This is a genomic window from Streptomyces sp. NPDC107528 (assembly GCF_055639295.1).
Genome location: NZ_JBVKAV010000006.1, coordinates 109,697 through 128,111 on the forward strand (window position 1 = coordinate 109,697; position 18,415 = coordinate 128,111).

At 70.0% G+C, this 18,415-nt stretch carries 15 protein-coding genes; 4 read left to right on the forward strand and 11 right to left on the reverse strand.

The annotated features are described in order from the left end of the window. Positions 1-3: 3 nt before the first annotated feature. Together ACZ7L5_RS20335 and ACZ7L5_RS20340 are read right to left on the reverse strand one after the other, a co-directional pair. The gene (locus ACZ7L5_RS20335) at positions 4-543 is read right to left on the reverse strand and encodes an alkyl hydroperoxide reductase (protein ID WP_328879578.1); all 540 of its coding nucleotides are present in this window, start codon (positions 541-543) and stop codon (positions 4-6) included. A 5-nt stretch (positions 544-548) separates the two neighbouring features. Beyond that, the gene (locus tag ACZ7L5_RS20340) at positions 549-1,103 is read right to left on the reverse strand and encodes a peroxiredoxin (protein WP_328879577.1); all 555 of its coding nucleotides are present in this window, start codon (positions 1,101-1,103) and stop codon (positions 549-551) included. A gap of 170 nt (positions 1,104-1,273) precedes the next feature. On the opposite strand from ACZ7L5_RS20340, the gene ACZ7L5_RS20345 reads away from it, so the two are divergent. Further along, positions 1,274-2,224: a LysR substrate-binding domain-containing protein gene (locus ACZ7L5_RS20345; RefSeq protein WP_362380762.1), complete on the forward strand. Its 951-nt coding sequence runs from the start codon at positions 1,274-1,276 to the stop codon at positions 2,222-2,224. Positions 2,225-2,339: 115 nt separating this feature from the next. On the opposite strand, the gene ACZ7L5_RS20350 is transcribed toward ACZ7L5_RS20345, so the two are convergent. From ACZ7L5_RS20350 to ACZ7L5_RS20370, 5 genes are all read right to left on the reverse strand, one after another. Then, positions 2,340-4,676, reverse strand: a complete 2,337-nt coding sequence (locus tag ACZ7L5_RS20350) for an ABC transporter permease (protein WP_471518212.1) — start codon at positions 4,674-4,676, stop codon at positions 2,340-2,342. Continuing rightward, positions 4,673-5,362 (reverse strand): ABC transporter ATP-binding protein, encoded by a 690-nt coding sequence (locus ACZ7L5_RS20355; protein ID WP_328879574.1) that lies wholly within the window; start codon positions 5,360-5,362, stop codon positions 4,673-4,675. Before ACZ7L5_RS20355 ends, ACZ7L5_RS20350 begins: the two co-directional genes overlap by 4 nt. Beyond that, the gene (locus tag ACZ7L5_RS20360) at positions 5,359-5,883 is read right to left on the reverse strand and encodes a PadR family transcriptional regulator (protein ID WP_362380760.1); all 525 of its coding nucleotides are present in this window, start codon (positions 5,881-5,883) and stop codon (positions 5,359-5,361) included. The genes ACZ7L5_RS20355 and ACZ7L5_RS20360 overlap by 4 nt, the downstream gene beginning before the upstream one ends. Before the next feature lie 589 nt (positions 5,884-6,472). Beyond that, positions 6,473-6,730 (reverse strand): type II toxin-antitoxin system antitoxin, encoded by a 258-nt coding sequence (locus ACZ7L5_RS20365; protein WP_328879572.1) that lies wholly within the window; start codon positions 6,728-6,730, stop codon positions 6,473-6,475. Then, a complete protein-coding gene (locus ACZ7L5_RS20370) occupies positions 6,727-7,662 on the reverse strand; it encodes an SPFH domain-containing protein (protein ID WP_471518213.1) in 936 nt (311 codons plus the stop codon). Before ACZ7L5_RS20370 ends, ACZ7L5_RS20365 begins: the two co-directional genes overlap by 4 nt. A gap of 276 nt (positions 7,663-7,938) precedes the next feature. Here ACZ7L5_RS20370 and ACZ7L5_RS20375 point away from each other — a divergent pair, with 276 nt between their 5' ends. Then, positions 7,939-10,335, forward strand: a complete 2,397-nt coding sequence (locus tag ACZ7L5_RS20375; RefSeq protein WP_471518214.1) for a transglycosylase domain-containing protein — start codon at positions 7,939-7,941, stop codon at positions 10,333-10,335. Positions 10,336-10,444: 109 nt separating this feature from the next. Here the strand turns inward: ACZ7L5_RS20375 and ACZ7L5_RS20380 are convergent, their stop codons facing one another. The 4 genes from ACZ7L5_RS20380 to ACZ7L5_RS20395 form a co-directional block, all read right to left on the reverse strand. Further along, positions 10,445-12,601: a SpoIIE family protein phosphatase gene (locus ACZ7L5_RS20380; protein ID WP_471518215.1), complete on the reverse strand. Its 2,157-nt coding sequence runs from the start codon at positions 12,599-12,601 to the stop codon at positions 10,445-10,447. A 310-nt stretch (positions 12,602-12,911) separates the two neighbouring features. Next, positions 12,912-13,610, reverse strand: coding sequence for a cytidylyl-2-hydroxypropylphosphonate hydrolase (gene fomD, locus ACZ7L5_RS20385; RefSeq protein ID WP_471518216.1), 699 nt, complete (start codon positions 13,608-13,610; stop codon positions 12,912-12,914). 72 nt (positions 13,611-13,682) lie between these two features. After that, a complete protein-coding gene (locus ACZ7L5_RS20390; protein WP_471518217.1) occupies positions 13,683-15,068 on the reverse strand; it encodes a class II fumarate hydratase in 1,386 nt (461 codons plus the stop codon). A 224-nt stretch (positions 15,069-15,292) separates the two neighbouring features. Further along, positions 15,293-16,984 carry a fumarate hydratase gene (locus tag ACZ7L5_RS20395; protein WP_471518218.1) on the reverse strand — a complete coding sequence of 564 codons (1,692 nt, stop codon included), beginning with the start codon at positions 16,982-16,984 and terminating at the stop codon, positions 15,293-15,295. 187 nt (positions 16,985-17,171) lie between these two features. On the opposite strand from ACZ7L5_RS20395, the gene ACZ7L5_RS20400 reads away from it, so the two are divergent. Both ACZ7L5_RS20400 and ACZ7L5_RS20405 read left to right on the forward strand, forming a co-directional pair. Further along, positions 17,172-17,855, forward strand: a complete 684-nt coding sequence (locus ACZ7L5_RS20400) for a DUF1707 SHOCT-like domain-containing protein (protein WP_471518219.1) — start codon at positions 17,172-17,174, stop codon at positions 17,853-17,855. Between the two features lie 175 nt (positions 17,856-18,030). Then, positions 18,031-18,408: a WhiB family transcriptional regulator gene (locus ACZ7L5_RS20405; RefSeq protein ID WP_328879564.1), complete on the forward strand. Its 378-nt coding sequence runs from the start codon at positions 18,031-18,033 to the stop codon at positions 18,406-18,408. The last annotated feature ends 7 nt before the right edge of the window (positions 18,409-18,415 follow it).

Below are 18,415 nucleotides of genomic sequence, written 5' to 3' on the forward strand. Positions count from 1 at the left end.
CGCCTACTCGACGTCGGCCAGCACTGCTTCGGCGTCCAGCGTGACGCCGATCGCCTGGATCACGGAGGCGATCTTGAACGCCTCCTGAACCGTCTCGCGGCCCACGCCCGCCTTGCGCAGCACCTGCTCGTGCGAGTCGAGGCACATGCCGCAGCCGTTGATGGCGGACACGGCGAACGACCACAGCTCGAAGTCGACCTTGTCGACGCCGGGGTTGCCGATGACGTTCATCCGCAGGCCCGCGCGCAGGTTGCCGTACTCGTGGTCGGACAGCAGATGCCGGGTGCGGTAGAAGACGTTGTTCATCGCCATCACGGCGGCGGCGGACTTGGCCGCGTTGTACGCCTCCGGCGACAGGTTCGCCCGGGCCTCCGGCTCCAGCTCGCGCAGCACGATCGGGGATCGCGCGGCGATCGCGGTGGCGAGCACCGTGCCCCACAGCTGCTGCGCCGGGAGGTCCGAATTGCCGATGACCGAGCCCAGGTTGAGCTTCAGGTCCTTGGCGTAGTCCGGTATGCGGGACTTGAGGGAGTCGAGCGCCATGTCAGTCACTCTCCGGCAAGCAGCTTGACCGGGTCCAGGGTCTCGTCGCCCTTGGACCAGTTGCACGGGCACAGCTCGTCGGTCTGGAGGGCGTCCAGGACCCGCAGGACCTCCTTGGGGTTACGGCCGACGGAGCCGGCGGTCACCATGGAGAACTGGATCTCGTTGTTCTGGTCGACGATGAAGACGGCGCGCTTGGCGAAGCCGTCCTCGCCCTCGATGCCGAGGTCGCGCATCAGCTCGTGCTTGGAGTCGGCCAGCATCGGGAACGGCAGGTCGCGCAGGTCGTCGTGGTCCTTGCGCCAGGCGTGGTGGACGAACTCCGAGTCACCGGAGAAGCCGAGCACCTGGGCGTCGCGGTCGGCGAACTCCTCGTTCAGCTTGCCGAAGGCCGCGATCTCGGTCGGGCAGACGAAGGTGAAGTCCTTCGGCCACGCGAAGACGATCTTCCACTTGCCCTCGTAGGTCTTGTGGTTGATCGTCTCGAACTCCGAGCCCTTCTCCAGCGAGACGCAGGCGGTCAGTTCGAACTCGGGGAACTTGTCACCGACAGTGAGCACACGCTCTCCTTGCAGCGAGGAGACACCCGTTCGGTACAGGGGTCTCCCATGGGGTTGGACCTTACCGATCCTGGCACAACGTGCATTGATACGGGAAATAGCTACACTCGGTCGGGTTGATCGGAGGTGCCTATTGATGGCCGTGGGTAAGGGATGACGGTGGGCAGAACATGAGCGTGGGCAAGAGGCGGCAGCCCAGCCTCGCCCAGCTGCGGGCGTTCGCCGCGGTCGCCGAGCACCTCCACTTCCGGGACGCCGCGGCCGCGATCGGGATGAGCCAGCCCGCGCTCTCGGGTGCCGTGTCCGCACTGGAGGAGACCCTCGGGGTCACGCTCCTGGAGCGTACGACGCGCAAGGTGCTGCTCTCACCGGCCGGCGAGCGGCTCGCCGTACGGGCGAAAGCGGTGCTCGTGGAGGTCGGGGCGCTGATGGAGGAGGCGGAAGCCGTCCGGGCGCCGTTCACCGGTGCCCTCCGTCTCGGCGTCATCCCGACCGTCGCGCCGTATCTGCTGCCGACGGTGCTGCGGCTCGTCCACGACCGGTATCCGCACCTCGACCTCCAGGTGCACGAGGAGCAGACCGCGAGCCTGGTCGACGGCCTCACCACCGGCCGCCTGGACCTGCTCCTGCTCGCCGTACCGCTCGGGGTGCCCGGTGTCGCCGAACTCCCGCTCTTCGACGAGGACTTCGTGCTCGTCACCCCGCTCGACCACTGGCTCGGCGGCCGGGAGGGGATTCCTCGGGAGGCACTGCGCGAACTGAACCTGCTGCTGCTCGACGAGGGGCACTGCCTGCGCGACCAGGCCCTCGACATCTGCCGGGAGGCGGGGCGCGAGGACGCCCCGGTGACCACGACGGCCGCCGGCCTGTCCACGCTGGTCCAGCTGGTCGCCGGCGGACTGGGGGTGACCCTGCTGCCGCGCACCGCCCTCAAGCTGGAGACGACCCGCAGCAGCCAACTCCTCACCGGCTACTTCGCCGCCCCGGCCCCCACCCGCCGCGTCGCTCTCGCCATGCGAACGGGAGCGGCACGCGCGGCGGAGTACGAGGAACTGGCGTCGGCTCTGCGGGACGCGTTGCGGCCGTTGCCGGTGCGGGTGTTGGGGGACGGGGGCGGCTGAGATCGTGTGAGGGTTGGGGTGCGAGTCCTTCCGGCCCTGATCTCCCGGCCCATGTGGGTCGGGGGCCGGGTCAGAGACCCGGCCCCCTTGATCACCCCGGTGATCACCCCGGCGATCACTCCGTGCGCAGGCCGTCCGCGCGCATCAGGCGCAGCAGCGGCGGCAGGCTGAAGAGGGTCACCGTGAGGACGACCCCTGCGCCGATGCCCGCCATTGCCAGCACGCTCGCCCAGTCCACGGTGACCGCGGCGCCGGCCATCTTCAGCAGGACGGCGCCCAGTGTCAGCCCCACGGTCGACGCCAGCAGCAGGCCCAGCGCGATCGGGATCGCCGTCTGCCAGAGCACCGACAGGCTCAGCGTGCGGCGCCGGGTGCCGAAGGCCACCAGGGACGACAGCAGCTTCTTGCGCTCGCGCAGCTGCTCCAGCTGGGAGACCAGCAGGCTCGCGCCGATCAGCAGCAGGACGCAGGTGGCGCCGACGAACAGCCCGTTGCGGATGGAGCGGAACTCCAGGGACTCCCGAGTGGAAGCCAGCGTGAACACGTCCGCCAGCGGGTCCAGCCGCGCGGCGGTGTTGCGCGCGTAGTCGCCGGCGTCCGGCACGGACGGGTCCAGTGACAGGAACACCCGCTGGACGAGGCCGGCCTCGGCCCCCTCGGGCAGCGCGCCCGGGGTGAACAGCAGGCCGCCGCGCTCGTAGCCGGTCGGGTCCTCGCGGGTTGCCGCCGTCTTGACGCCGCTGGGCACGTTCCACGGCACTGTGTGGCTCGTCGACCCGCTGTAGAGCGGGTCGAAGTACAAGGTGCCGCCCGCCTTGACGAGCTTGCCCGAACCGTCGTCGTACTCGCCGCCGACGATCCGGAAGGTGTCCCCGTCCCGGCAGGACTTCAGACGCGCCACCTCGCGCAGCTCTGCGCAGCTGCCGACGGCCACCTCCAGCGAGTTCTCGGGCTCCTTCGCCTTCTCGCCGAGCGTGCCGAGCGACAGGGCCGACGCCTGGCGTACGCCCTCGGTCTCGCCCAACTGCCGGGAGACGTCGTTCAGCGGGACGTCGCCGTGCACGTGGACCGTCATCTGGGCGCGGTTCAGGTCGTTGTCGGTCTGCTTGGTGTAATCGCCCTCGACCCCGGAGAACAGCATCTGCAGCGCGATCGCCCCGGCCACCGCGACCGCGATGCCGTTGACCATGCGGGCGGCCGAGCCGCTGCTCAACTGCAGCCTGCGGACGGCCAGCTGCCAGGAGACCGACCCGGAGTTCAGCCGGGCCACCACGGCCTCGACCAGCCAGGGCAGCAGGGTGGTGACGCCGAACAGCAGCAGCACGGTGCCGCTGATGACCATCCACTCGTTGAAGTTCCCGTTGTCGTTGCCCTGTCCCACCATCGGGTACAGCAGCGCGAGACCGCCCACCGGCAGCAGCAGCCGCCACCACAGCCGACGACGCGGGGGCTTCGTCGTACGGACCACACCGAGCGGCTCGATGACGACCCCGCGCAGCGCGAACAGCGTCACCAGGACCGCCGCGGCCGGTACGGCGACGGCGACCAGCAGGGCGAGCACGATCGACGGGTTGAGGTCGCTCGGGAACACGCTGATGTCCCGCACCCTCAGCAGAGTCGCCAGGTGACGCCCCGCCAGGAAGAACCCGGTGCCGAGAACGAGCCCGAGCAGCGCCCCGGCGAGCGCCTCGCCGCCCGCGACCCGGCGCGCCATCCGCCCGTCCGCGCCGACCAGCCTGAGCGCCGCGAGCCGACGGTCCCGGCGCTCGCCGCCGAAGCGCACGGCCGCCGCGATGAACACACCGACCGGCAGCAGCAGGACCACGAAGATGATCATGATCAGCAGGATCAGGATCGGGTCCAGCTCGTCGTCCTGCACCGTGGCGGAGGGGCCGAAGTAGTCGATCCGCTCGACGGTGCCTCCGGCCAGCTGGTCCTTGAGCCCCGTCCCGCCCGCGTAGTAGGCGAGTTCGGTGGGCCCGATCAGCCCGGGCTGTTCGATGGTGCCGGTGACCCGGTAGGGGATGCGTTCACGCAGCAGCTTGCCGGAGTCGGACTTCAGCAGCTTCTGCAGCGCGGGCGAGGCGATCATCTCGCCCTTCGCGGGGAACTCGTCCACGCCCGGCGGCAGCGGCGCCAGCGGCCCCTCGGGCTCCAGGAGCCGGCCCCGTACGTCGTCACCGCGGTACGCGGTGTCGGCGCTGGCGACGATCAGCGTGTCGACCGCCTTCGGCATCACCGTCCCGCTGTACGTGAAGTCGTCCCGGGCACTACCGCGTCGGTCACGCTCGGACAGCGCGCTCGGGATCGCGGTCGTCAGCAGCAGCAACGCCACCCCGAGCCCCACCCCGACGGCCGTCAGCAGGGCCCGGACCCACCCCTCACGTCCGCCGGCGAAGGCGAACCGCACGCCCATGCCCAGATCCTTGGCCCACTGGGACGCGGCACTCATACGACGCGCTCCATGTCCCGGGACTTGCCGTCCCGTACGACGATCTCGCGGTCGGAGTAGGCGGCGACCCGCGCCTCGTGCGTGACGAGGACGACGGCGGCGTTGGTCGAGCGGGCGGCCTCCGTCAGCAGCTCCATCACACGCTCACCGTTGAGGGAGTCGAGCGCGCCGGTCGGCTCGTCGGCGAACAGCACGCGCGGGTTGGTGACCAGGGCTCGGGCGACGGCGACGCGCTGTCCCTGACCGCCGGAGACCTCGCCGGGCCGCTTCTTGCGCAGGTCGTCGACCTCCAGCCGCTCCATCCAGGTCAGGGCCGCCTTCTCGGCCTCCTTGCGGGAGGTTCCGTTCAGCCGCAGCGGAAGGGCGACGTTCTCGACGCAGGTCAGCTCCGGCACCAACTGCCCGAACTGGAAGACGAACCCGAACTCCGAGCGCCGCAGGGCGCTGCGCTGGGCGTCGCCCATGGTGGCCAGCTCGCGGCCGTTGTAGGTGATGGACCCCGAGTCGGGCGGCACGATGCCGGCGAGACAGTGCAGCAACGTCGACTTGCCCGAGCCGGACGGGCCCATGACGGCGACGACCTCGCCGGGGTGGATGGAGAACTCGGCGCCGTCGAGCGCGAGGGTCGGGCCGTAGGCCTTGCGCAGCTCCTGGGCCGCGAGCAGGGAACCGGGAGGAGGAGTCACTTGGTCACCACCTCGGCCAGCTTGTCGAGACGCGCGGCGGTGAGTTCCAGCCATCGCAGGTCGGCCTCGAGGTGGAACAGGGCGTGGTCGCAGATCAGCTGATCGGCGAGGTCCCCCTTCCGCTTCCGGTCGGTGAGGATGCGCATCATCCGCAGGTGCTCGGAGCGCTGGGTGTCGAGGATGTCGGCCGCGTTGCGCCGGGTGAGCAGGGCGAGGACGACCTTCGTGTAGAGGGTCGACTGGAGGTACGGCTCCGGCTTCTCGGGCGTCGCGAGCCACTGCTGCACGTCGGTGATTCCGGCGTCGGTGATGGCGTACCGCTTGCGCTCGGGCCCGCCGCCGGGCTCGATCCCGTCGACCTCGACGAGCCCGTTCTTCAGCAGCCGGGACATCGTCGAGTAGACCTGGCCGTAGTGCAGCGGCCGGTCGTGACCGAACTTCTCGTCGAAGGCCCGCTTCAGGTCGTAGCCGTGACGCGGGCCGGACTCCAGGAGCCCTAGGAGGGTGTGACCGATGGACATGCCGAGGACACTACACGGGGTGTATACGCGGCATGTATACGCGGAGTGTGTAGATCATGGCGGGCGGTGTGAAGGCCCTGGTGGAAGGTGATTGTCACGGTTTTGCTGCATGGACATGGCATGCGCTATGGCAGAGCCATGGAAGGGGCGGGGAGCCCCATGGTTCCGGGCCCGTCCGGCGTGCGCGGACGGGCCCGGCTCGGTCGATTCCGTCGGTCCGGCGTGCGAGGGCGGGCGAGGCCGGCTTGGCCAATTCCGCCGGTCCGGCGTGCGAGGGCGAGGCTGGCTCGGTCAATTCCGTCGGTTCCGGCGTGCGCGGACGGGCCCGGCTCAGTCAACTCCCTCGGTCCGGCGTGCGAGGGCGGGCGAGGCCGGCTTGGCCAATTCCGTCGGTCCGGCGTGCGAGGGCGAGGTCGGCTTGGCCAGTCCGTCGGTCCGGAGTGTGCGGACGGGTCCGGCTCGGTCGATTCCGCCGGCCCGGCGTGCGAGGGCGGGCGAGGCCGGCTTGGCCAATTCCGTCGGTCCGGCGTGCGAGGGCGAGGCCGGCTTGGCCAATTCCAGCCCGTCCGGCGTTTGAGGACGAGGCCGTTCAGGCCGACGGGGGTCTGGGGGCGGAGCCCCCGGGTGGCCGACCACGACGAGGAAGAGGCCCCGTGTCCCGCGGCAGCCGACCGGCGTCAGCCAAAGCCTTCCGCAGCAGGAACTCGATCTGGGCGTTGGCCGAGCGCAGCTCATCCCCCGCCCACCGCGCCAGCGCCTCGTACACGGACGGGTCCAGCCGCAACAGCACCTGCTTGCGCTGCTGCGGTCGACGCTGAGGGGCCGACCCCTCGGACGGAACCGTCACTGGTAGAGCGTCCCGGTGTTGAGGACCGGCTGCGGGGACCTGTCGCCGCACAGCACCACCATCAGGTTCGACACCATCGCCGCCTTCCGCTCGTCGTCCAGCTCCACGATGTCCCGCTCGGAGATCCGTGCGAGCGCCGCCTCGACCATGCCGACCGCCCCGTCGACGATCTGCCGCCGTGCCGCGACGACCGCGCCGGCCTGCTGCCGCTGGAGCATCGCGGAGGCGATCTCGGGAGCGTACGCGAGATGCGTGAAGCGCGACTCGATGATCTGTACCCCGGCCGCCTCCACGCGTGCGTGCAGTTCGACGGCGAGCTTCTCGGTGATCTCCTCGGCGTTGCCGCGCAGGGAGAGGCCGCCCTCGTCATGGGCGTCGTACGGGTACTCGATGGCGATGTGCCGCACGGCCGCCTCGGTCTGGGTGGAGACGAACTCCAGGAAGTCGTCGACCTCGAAGGTGGCCTGCGCGGTGTCCTCGACCTTCCACACCACGACCGCGGCGAGCTCGATCGGGTTGCCGTAGGCGTCGTTGACCTTGAGGACGGCCGTCTCGTGGTTGCGGACCCGGGTCGAAATCTTCGTACGGGACGTGAAGGGGTTCACCCAGCGCAGCCCGTCCTCCCGGATCGTCCCGCGGTACCGCCCGAAGAGCTGGACGACCCGAGCCTCGCCCGGCGCGACCATGTTGAGCCCGCACATCGCGAGGACCGCGGCGACCGCGACCAGAACCCCGGCGATGATCAGCACCGCCTTGGCGCCGCCTCCGGAGACCGCCGCGGTGCTGACGATCAACCCCGCGCCGGCCAGCAGCCCGACGAGGCCCAGCAGCAGGGCGAGCCCGCCGCCGATGCTGTGCGCCGTGAACTCGCGCACGCGTGGGGCGGGCATCTCGGGTACGTCGGCGGTGACGGATGTGGTGTCGGTAGACATGGGTGATTCCCCCGTTTCGTTCGCATTCATTCACGAAGCCGCGGCGACTTCGTCTAGCGTCGAACTAGCTAAGTGATATCACTTTACCCCGCCCGGGCAACCCTATGCATCCCTGAGCCGTCGGTTCCGGTGGGACGGGTGCTGATTGTCACGTCCGCAAAAGGCCGGATCGACAGCTCTTTGTCACAACTTCCGGTGTTAGCTTTCTGAGCTGACCTGAGCGGCGAACCTGTGTGGCAGGAGTGCACACAAGAGCGAAGCGGAGCGGAACACCCCATGGGACGAGCGGAAGACAGACGAGCGCGTCAGCAAAGCGGGCGCCGCGCCGCGCCCCGGCGCACGTCCGGGATGCCCTCGGCCCCCGTGGGAGGCGAGTCGGCCACCGTGGTGGGCCCGCCGGCCGTCCAGGGTGGCCGGGCCGCGGCCCGCCGGGCGGCCAAGAGCGCCGGCAAGGGCGGCAAGGGCGGCGGCAAGGGCCGAATACGCCGGCTCTTCACCTGGAAGAAGATCCTCGGCACCTTCCTCGGCGCGTGCCTGCTCGGCATCGGCGCCTTCATCGCGCTCTATCTGTACGTCGACATCCCGGAGGACAACGCGGCCGCGCAGGCAGCCCAGCGCCAGAGCAACGTCTACAAGTACAGCGACGGCAGCACGCTGGCCCGCGACGGCGAGGTCAACCGCGAGATCGTGGGACTGGAAAAGGTGCCGAAGAAGGTTCGGTACGCGTTCGTCGCGGCGGAGAACAAGTCCTTCTACAAGGACAACGGCATCGACCTCAAGGGCACGGCCCGCGGTCTGCTGAACACCGTGATGGGCAAGGGCGCGCAGGGTGGTTCGACGATCACCCAGCAGTATGTCAAGAACTACTACCTCAGCCAGGAACAGACCGTCAGCCGCAAGCTCAAGGAGATGGTCATCTCCCTGAAGGTCGACCGCGAGCTGACCAAGGACGAGATCCTCGCCGGCTACATCAACACCAGCTACTACGGCCGCGGCGCCTACGGCATCCAGGCCGCCGCCCAGGCCTACTACCGCGTAGACGCCGAGAAGCTCAGCCCCGAACAGGGCGCGTACCTCGCCGCGTTGCTCCAGGCGCCGAGTCAGTACGACTGGTCGGCCGCGTCCGAGACCGGCAAGAAGCTGGTCACGGCCCGCTGGAACTACGTCCTGGACAACATGGTCGAGGAGGGCTGGCTGGACCGGTCCGAGCGGCAGGGCATGACGTTCGACAAGCCGAAGGAGCCGAAGCCCACCGCGGGCCTGGAGGGGCAGAAGGGTTACCTGGTCGAGCTCGCCAACCAGCAGCTGATCAACCAGCTGATGAAGCAGGAGGGCATCACCCGCTCCCAGGCCGAGGCCGAAGTCGTGAACCAGGGCTGGACCATCACCCTGAACATCGACAAGACGAAGCAGGCCGAGCTGGAGAAGGCCGCCAAGGCGCAGTTGACGAGCAAGCTGGACGCGAAGAAGCGCAAGGTCGACGGGAACGTCCAGGCCGGCGCGGTCTCAGTCGACCCCAAGACGGGGAAGGTCGTCGCCCTGTATGGCGGCGTCGACTACTTCAAGCACTACACCAGCAACGCGACCCGCACCGACTACCAGCCCGCCTCCACGTTCAAGCCGGTGATCCTGGCGGCCGCCCTGGAAGAGAGCGCCGAGACCCAGGACGGCAACCCGATCACCGCGAACACGATCTACGACGGCACCAGTAAGCGCCCGGTCGAAGAGGACGGCAGCAAGGTCGGCTTCGCGCCCGAGAACGAGGACGACCAGGACTACGGGGACATCACCGTCCAGACGGCGATGAACAAGTCCGTCAACTCCGTCTTCGCGCAGATGGGCGTCGACGTCGGCATGAAGAACGTCATGGACGTGGCCGGCAAGCTCGGCATGGACACCACCAACGAGCAGGCCGTGCCCGCCCAGACCCTGGGCACCATGGGCGCGAGCCCGCTCCAGATGGCCGGGGTCTACGCCACGCTCGACAACCACGGCAAGAAGGTCACGCCGACCGTCCTCAAGTCGGCCGAGCACAACAGCCGCGCGGTCGAGCTCCCGGACCCGATCGGCGAGCAGGTCATCAGCCCGCAGGCCGCCGACACGGTGACCTCGGTGCTGACGGGCGTGGTCGACGACGGTACGGCCCGCACGTCCGTGGCGAACAACCCCAAGCGCGACGGCCAGAAGGTCGCAGGCAAGACGGGTACGTCCGACGACAACAAGTCGGCCTGGTTCACCGGTTACACGCCCGACCTGGTCACCTCGGTGGGCCTGTTCGGCGAGGACGCCAAGACCCACGCCCAGACCAAGATGTACGGCGCGGGCGGCGAGGATCGCGTCAACGGCGGTGGTTTCCCGGCGAAGATCTGGGCGGCGTACATGTTCGGCGTGACCGACACGGACGCCAGGTTCGACCTCGACACCGACCAGGGCGCGGCCGTCCAGCCGACCTGGACCCCGACTCCGACCGAGGAGCCGACGACCGAGGAGCCGACGGACGAGCCGACGACCGAGGAGCCGACGGACGACCCGACGACTCAGGAGCCGACGGACGACCCGACGACCGAGGAGCCGACGGACACGCCTACGACGGACGAGCCCACGGACGAGCCGACCGACGAGCCGACGGACGACATCACCCTGGACCCGGTCAGACCCAACAACGAGGAGTAGGAAAGCGCCCCGGATGGGGCGCGGGGCTGTGTTCGACATGCGGCTCCGCCGGGCGGGCGCTCAGCGCGATGCACCCGGACTCGGCGGTCCGCAGTTCGCCCTACGGCGCTCAGCCGCGATTCAACTCGAACCACACGACCTTGCCGGTGCTCAACCGCGTGGCCCCCCACCGCCGGGCCAGCCGATTGACCAGGTACAGGCCCCGGCCGCCTTCATCCGTGGCCCGAGCCTGCCGCAGCCGCGGCAGCTGCGGCACGTCGTCGCCGACCTCGCAGCGCAGCACGTCGGTCCGCAGCAGGCGCAACGTCACCGGCCGCGAGGCATACCGCACCGCGTTGGTCACGACCTCACTCACCAACAGCTCGACCGAGTCGGTGAGTTCCTCCATGCCCCAGCGGGCGAGGGCACGGCGGGCCAGGCGCCGGGCGCGACCCGGGGCGGCGTCCTCCGGCTCCAGGAACCAGTACGCCACGTCGCTGGGCGCGATCCCGTCGAAGCGCGCGGCGAGCAGCGCGATGTCGTCGTCGCGGTCGCCGGGGCCGAGCATGTCGAGGACCTCGTCGCAGAGGGCTTCCAGCGGCGGCGGATGGTCGGGCCCGGTGAGCTGCGCGGTCGCGGCGAGCTTCTCGCGCAGCTGCTCTATGCCGGTCCACACGTCACGCAGGCGGGACTCGACGAGGCCGTCGGTGTAGAGGAGCAGGGTCGCTCCGGCCGGTGCGTCCAGTTCCACGGCCTCGAAGTCGACACCGCCGACGCCGATCGGGGCGCCCGCCGGTACCCGCAGCACCTCCGCGCGGCCGCCCAGGTGCAGCAGGACGGGCGGCGGATGGCCGGCGTTGGCGATGGTGATGCGGTGCGATACCGGGTCGTAGACGGCGTACAGGCAGGTCGCCATGCGGTCGGTGCCCAGGCGCTGGGCCTGCTCGTCGAGGTGGTGCAGGACCTCCTGCGGAGGCAGGTCGAGGCCGGCGAGGGTCTGGGCCGTGGTCCGCAGCTGGCCCATGATCGCGGCCGACGTCATGGAGTGGCCCATGACGTCACCGACCACGAGGGCGACACGGCTGCCGGGCAGTGGGATCGCGTCGTACCAGTCGCCGCCGACCCGGGCGGTCTCGGCCGCGGGGAGGTAGCGCGACGCCAGCCGTACACCGGTCGGGCGGGGGAGCGTCTCGGGCAGCATGGTGCGCTGGAGCTCGTCGGCGATGTACGCCTCACGGCCGTACAGCACCGCCTTGTCGATGCCGAGCGCGCTGTGCGTGGCGAGCTGGGCGGCGACGAGGAGGTCGTCGGGCTCGAAGGCGAGGCGTTCCGGGCGGCGCAGGAACACCGCGGCGCCGATGACGCGGCGCCGGCCGCGCAGCGGGGCGAGGATCGCACGCTGCCCGTCGGGGATGATCAACTCGCCGTCGTCGCCGAGGAGTTCGGGCAGGGCGGCGCGCGCGGCGGGCGCGTCGGCGAAGACGGGACGTACGCCGCGCAGCACCTCGGCGAGCGCGCCGCCGGGCCGCACCTCGCACAGTTCGGAGGTGAGAGCGGACAGTTCGGACAGCTCGGTCGGCTCCGGCTGCTGTGCGCCCGAGGGCAGGAAGCTGCCTTCGGTGTCCCGCTCCTCCGGGATCCGGTCGGTACGGCGCAACCGCAGCACGACGGGCCCCGTGGGCCGTTCGTCGCCGACCGGCAGCGGGTCGCGCAGATAGACCAGGATCGCGTCGGAGAAGGTCGGCACGGTCGCCCGGCACAGCCCCATCACGATCTCGTCCAGGTCGATGCCGCGGGCGATCCGCCGGGTGGCGGCGCCCACGAAGCGCAGCCGGTCACCGTCCCGCCGCATGGGCGTCGGGCGGCCGGGCACCAGGCCCTGTCCGGTGCGCCGCTCGGCGGACGACTGCGGCGGCTCGGCGCCGGGCTGCGGCGGGATGGCCTCCGGAACGGGCCGCGGCCGGTGCGTGTCGGGCTCGGCGGCGACGGAGGGCTGCGAGTGCTCGGGGCCGTTGCCGGCGATGTCTGAGGGCTCCTTGCTCGGGCCGGACGGTGCGGTGGTGCCCGGCGTGGAGGGGGTCTCTCCGGTGCGCGCCTGCGCGGGTAAGGGGGTGCCTGTGCCGGCGCCGCCGCAAGGGGGGTGCGACGGCGTGGAATGCGCAGGCGTGGAGTGCGGCGTCGACTGTGTCGAGGTACGCACGAGCGCCCCGCGGGTCTCCGCGGGGTCGACGCCCGTCTCGGGGCGTTCGAAGGAGGTCGGCTGCTCCGTCACGCCTTTCGAATCCATCCGTCCGGGGCTGCGCGCCGCGCGTGCAGTTCGTCCCGCCGAAACTCCGATACCCGCAATACGTGCCCCAGGAACGGAATTCCCGCGTGGCCAGGGGCGGTTCCTGTGCCGCCGGTGGGGCGTCTGCTCCCAGGGCCGGCGTAGAAAGCCCCGCCGGCCCTGGCGGCGTTGCCCTGGTAACCCTCGCTCACGTCCTGCCGCCCCTCGGTGACGATCGGTCAAGCCCGGCGCGCACTCCGGTAGTTGCCGCCCAAGTGCGCCCTTGCGGAGGACGATCCTACGTTTGTTGCCCGGGGGCGCATCAAGGGTCTCATGAGGACATGTGCGCGGGCGTGCGATCCCAGTCCTCAGGCAAAGAAGGTACAGCCCAGGCGGGATCCGGGCGCCAGTGCTGCCAGTCGTCCGAGAACGGCGGCCCCCAGGCGCGGATCACCTCGACCGCGTCGCGCCCCGCTTCCCGCACCCGCGCGGCGAGCCGGTCGTCCACCAGCCCGTCCCGCTGGGCCTGCGCGAACTCGTCCTCGTCCCGCCAGTGCCAACTGCGGTCCGGGTGCACGGAGATGTCGAGGAAGTGGTCCTCGGAGTCCACTCCGCCCGCCCAACGGGCCAGCGGCTCCTCAAGATTCACGTACCAGTTCTTGAACAGCCACCCGGGCTCCCAGAACAGCCACACCGACCACGGCTCACCGGGCCGCGCGAGCTTCAGCACCCCGGTCCCGAACCACCGGTCGCGCTGGACGGCGCGCGGCTTGGTGTACCGCGTCTCCAGGGGTTCCAAGTGCACGGACGTCCCGTCGGCGAGCACGGGCTTCACACACTCCGTGCCCGGAGCCAGCCATACGGCGAGGATCTCGTCGTCGTCCCGTACGACGGTGACGGGACGCGCGATGTGGAAGCGCCGGCCCGCGTTCTCCCGGTACCGCCACAGGATCTGTGTCCCGGGCGCCCAGAAGCGGGTCGACCCACCTGCTTCCACGTCCGTCGTCGTCACCGCTCCACCGTCTTCCATGGACAGATATTAGGTGCCGTAGGCATACGACGCTGCGGTGTCCGTCACGGTTCACACCGTCGTGCCGGACGGTTACGGCCGTGTCATCCGCAGGACATCGAGGGCCTCGTCCAACTGCTCGACGGTGAGGTCGCCGCGCTCCACGTACCCGCTCTCCAGGACGACTTGGCGGATCGTCTTCCGCTCCGCGAGGGACTTCTTGGCGACCTTGGCGGCCTCCTCGTACCCGATGTACTTGTTGAGCGGCGTGACGACGGAGGGGGACGACTCGGCGTACTCCAGGGCCCGTTCGCGGTGGGCGACGATGCCGTCGACGGTGCGGTCGGCCAGCAGCCGGGACGCGTTGGCGAGCAGGCGGATGGATTCCAGGACGTTCTTCGCGATGACCGGAAGCATCACGTTCAGCTCGAAGTTGCCCGCGGCGCCGGCGGTGGCCACGGTGGCGTCGTTGCCGACGACCTGCGCGGCGACCATCAGGACGGCCTCCGGAATGACCGGGTTGACCTTGCCGGGCATGATCGAGGAGCCCGGCTGGAGGTCGGGAAGGCTGATCTCCGCGAGGCCGGTACGGGGCCCGGAGGACATCCACCGCAGATCATTGGCGATCTTGGTCAGCCCGACGGCGATGGTCCGAAGCTGCCCGCTGGTCTCGACGATCCCGTCCCGGGCCCCCTGCGCCTCGAAGTGGTCGCGCGCCTCGGTGAGCGGCAGCCCGGTGGCGCGGGCCACTTCCTCGATGACGGCGGCGGAGAACCCGGAGGGTGTGTTGATGCCGGTGCCCACGGCCGTGCCGCCGAGGGGGAGTTCGGCTAGCCGGGGGAGGGAGGCCTCAAGTCGCTCGACGCCGTACCGCACCTGGGCGGCGTAACCGCCGAACTCCTGCCCCAGCGTGACGGGCGTGGCGTCCATGAGGTGGGTCCGCCCCGACTTCACGACGTCGGCGAACTCCTCGGCCTTGCGCTCCAGCGACCCGGCGAGGTGCTCCAGCGCCGGGATCAGGTCGCGGGTGACTGCGGCGGTGGCGGCGATGTGGATGGAGGAGGGGAAGACGTCGTTGGAGGACTGCGAGGCGTTGACGTGGTCGTTGGGGTGCACGTCCCGCCCGAGCCGCTCGGTCGCGAGGGTGGCGACGACCTCGTTGGTGTTCATGTTGGACGAGGTCCCGGACCCGGTCTGGAACACGTCGACCGGGAAGTGCTCGTCCCACCGCCCCTCGGCGACTTCCGCGGCCGCGTCCTGGATGGCCTCGGCGATGTCCTTGTCGAGCACTCCCAGGTCGGCGTTCACCTTCGCGGCGGCGCCCTTGATCCTGGCCAGGGCCTCGATATGGGCCCGCTCGATGCGCTGCCCGGAGACGGGAAAGTTCTCGACGGCGCGCTGGGTCTGGGCCCGCCACTTGGCGTCGGCGGGCACCCGGATCTCGCCCATGGAGTCGTGCTCGATGCGGTAGTCGCTCATGCTTGAGTAAGCGTGCGGGGCGGCGGGGTTGTTCCTGTCCTTGGCCCATCCGGGTTCCACCGAAGGGTTTCGCCCCCCTCAAACGGTTTTTCAGCCCGTCCGGCGTTTGAGGACGAGGCCGTTCAGGCCGACAGCGGGGGTCTGGGGGCGGCAGCCCCCAGGTACGGGACGGGTAGGGGCGGCGGGGGCGAAAACCGATTGCGTGCCGCCCCCCCCCGCAGGGACTACGCCAGCCCCGGCCCCCGCACCGGAATCGACGTGAACGTCGGCGCGGGCGCCGGGTCCTGGAAGAAGTCGTTGCCCTTGTCGTCGACGACGATGAACGCCGGGAAGTCCTCGACCTCGATCTTCCAGACGGCCTCCATGCCGAGCTCCTCGTACTCGACGACCTCGACCTTCTTGATGCAGTCCTGGGCGAGGCGGGCGGCGGGGCCGCCGATGGAACCGAGGTAGAAGCCGCCGTGCGTGCCGCACGCGTCCGTGACCTGCTTGCTCCGGTTGCCCTTCGCGAGCATCACCTTGGAGCCGCCGGCCGCCTGGAACTGCTCGACGTAGGAGTCCATGCGCCCCGCGGTCGTGGGGCCGAAGGAACCCGACGCGTAGCCCTCCGGCGTCTTGGCCGGGCCGGCGTAGTACACCGGGTGGTCCTTGAGGTACTGCGGCATCTCCTCGCCCGCGTCCAGCCGCTCCTTGATCTTGGCGTGCGCGATGTCACGGGCCACGACCAGCGGACCGGTGAGCGAGAGCCGGGTCTTGACCGGGTACTTGGTCAGCTCGGCGAGGATCTCGTCCATCGGCTGGTTCAGGTCGATCTTCACCACGTCCGAGGACTCGTCGAGGCCCGCGGCGGAGCCGCTGTTGAGCTCGGCGTCCGTGGTCTCCGGCAGGAACCGCGCCGGGTCGGTCTCCAGCTGCTCCAGGAAGACACCCTCGGCGGTGATCTTCGCGACGGCCTGGCGGTCGGCCGAGCAGGACACGGCGATGGCGACGGGGCACGAGGCACCGTGCCGCGGCAGCCGGACCACCCGCACGTCATGGCAGAAGTACTTGCCGCCGAACTGCGCGCCGATCCCGATCTGCTGCGTCAGCTCGAAGACCTTCTCCTCCAGCTCCTTGTCCCGGAACCCGTGCCCGAGCGGCGAGCCCTCGGCCGGAATCTCGTCCAGGTAGTGCGCGGAGGCGTACTTGGCGGTCTTCAGCGCGTACTCGGCGGACGTACCGCCGACGACGATCGCCAGGTGGTACGGCGGGCAGGCGGCCGTACCGAGCGAGCGGATCTTCTCCTCCAGGAACTTCATCATGGAGGCCTCGTTCAGGACGGCCTTCGTCTCCTGGTAGAGGAAGGACTTGTTGGCGGAGCCGCCGCCCTTCGCCATGAAGAGGAACTTGTACGCGCCCCCGTCGGTGGCGTACAGCTCGATCTGCGCGGGCAGGTTCGAGCCGGTGTTCTTCTCCTCCCACATGGTGAGCGGAGCCATCTGCGAGTAACGCAGGTTGAGGTTCAGGTACGCGTCGTAGATGCCCCGGCTGAGGGCCGACTCGTCGCCGCCCTCGGTGAGCACGTTCTGTCCGCGCTTGCCCATCACGATCGCCGTGCCTGTGTCCTGGCACATGGGCAGCACGCCGGCGGCCGCGATGTTGGCGTTCTTCAGCAGGTCCAGCGCCACGAACTTGTCGTTGCTCGACGCCTCGGGATCGTCGATGATCCGCCGCAGCTGCGCGAGGTGCGCGGGCCGCAGATAGTGCTGGATGTCGTGGATGGCCTCCTCGGCCAGCTTGCGCAGCGCCTCGGGCTCCACCTTGAGGAACGTCCGCCCGTCGGCCTCGAAGGTGGAGACACCCTCGGCGGTCACCAGCCGGTAGGGGGTGGTGTCCTCTCCCATGGGGAGCAGATCGGTGTACGCGAACTCAGGCATCTCGCCCATTCCTCACTCGACAGACAGCGGCTGGCCTCCATTGGCAGCGTCCACCAGCGTAGAACCTGCCTCCGACAGTGAGCTTGTGAGGTAAGGCTCAGTTCGATATCCGGTGATCCACTCGGCATCCGGCGATCGGCCCGGACGGGGTCTATCGCGATCTATCGTGTTTGGGTACGCTGCTGCCGTGGACCTTCAGAAGCAGACCGCACCCGCTGCCGCGACCGAGCTCCGTGCCTCCGACGCGGACCGCGACCGGATCGCCGACATCCTGCGCGACGCCCTGGCCGAGGGCCGCCTCACCGCCGACGAGCACGCGGAGCGCGTCGAGGGCGTGCTGGCCGCCAAGACGGTCGGCGAACTGGACGTCTTCATACGGGACCTGCCCGCCGCCCACCAGCGCCGCTCACCCCATGTGCCCGCCCCCGGCCGCCCCGCCCCGGGCGCGATCCCGGCGGAGCCCGACGACAACGTGGTCGCGGTCTTCAGCAGCGCCGTCCGCAAGGGCCGCTGGCGCGCGGGCCGCCGTATCCACGCGTACGCGGTCTTCGGCAGCGTCGAGATAGACCTCAGCGAGGCGCTCTTCGAGTACCAGCAGGTCATGATCCGGGCGGTCTCGATCTTCGGCAACGTCGAGGTCCGCGTCCCGGAGAACGTCTCGCTGCGCGGCACAGGCGGCGGCGTCCTCGGCAACTTCGAGGTGGACCACCTCGACGCGGAGGACCCGTATGCGCCGGTGGTCCATGTCGACGGCTGGGCCGTGCTCGGCAACATCGAGGGCAGGCCGAAGCGGGGCAAGCTCGTCGCGGACATACTCGACCGCGTCCAGCGCAAGGTCGACAAGGGTTTGCGCAAGCATCTGGATCGTTGACGGTTGTGAAGCGGACCGGCTCCTTCCTGGCTCCCGGGCCCTTCCGGGGGCCGCACAGCGGCGCGCAGGACCCCCCGAAATCCAGCGGTTCGGAACTGACTGCATAGGCGCGCGTACAGCGGGTAGACCTTGCTGCATCGTCTCTCGCTCGCGAAGCCGTCGTCAGGAGTAGACCGTGCTGCAACCGCCGCATTCGTCCCTGCAGGTAGCTGCCGTTCCGGCCCAGCGGGTGCCAGCGCGAGACAGGGATCAAGACGCCCCATGGCATACCGAGGCCGTGTGCCGGCGTGACGAGGCCGGCCTCTTCTTCGCCCCCTCCAAGGAGCCCACCGCGGCCCGCCTCTCCCGTGAAGAGGCCGCAAAGCGGGTCTGTGCCCGTTGCCCCGTCATGGTCGAGTGCCGCGAGCACGCTCTGCTCCAGCCCGAGCCGTACGGCGTATGGGGCGGCCTCACCGCAGCCGAACGCCGTGTGGTCCTGGCGAGGCGCCGCCGCCGCGAGATGGAACTGAAGAAGACGGCGAGGACGACCGACCGCATAGCGCAGGCAGGCTGAGAAACAA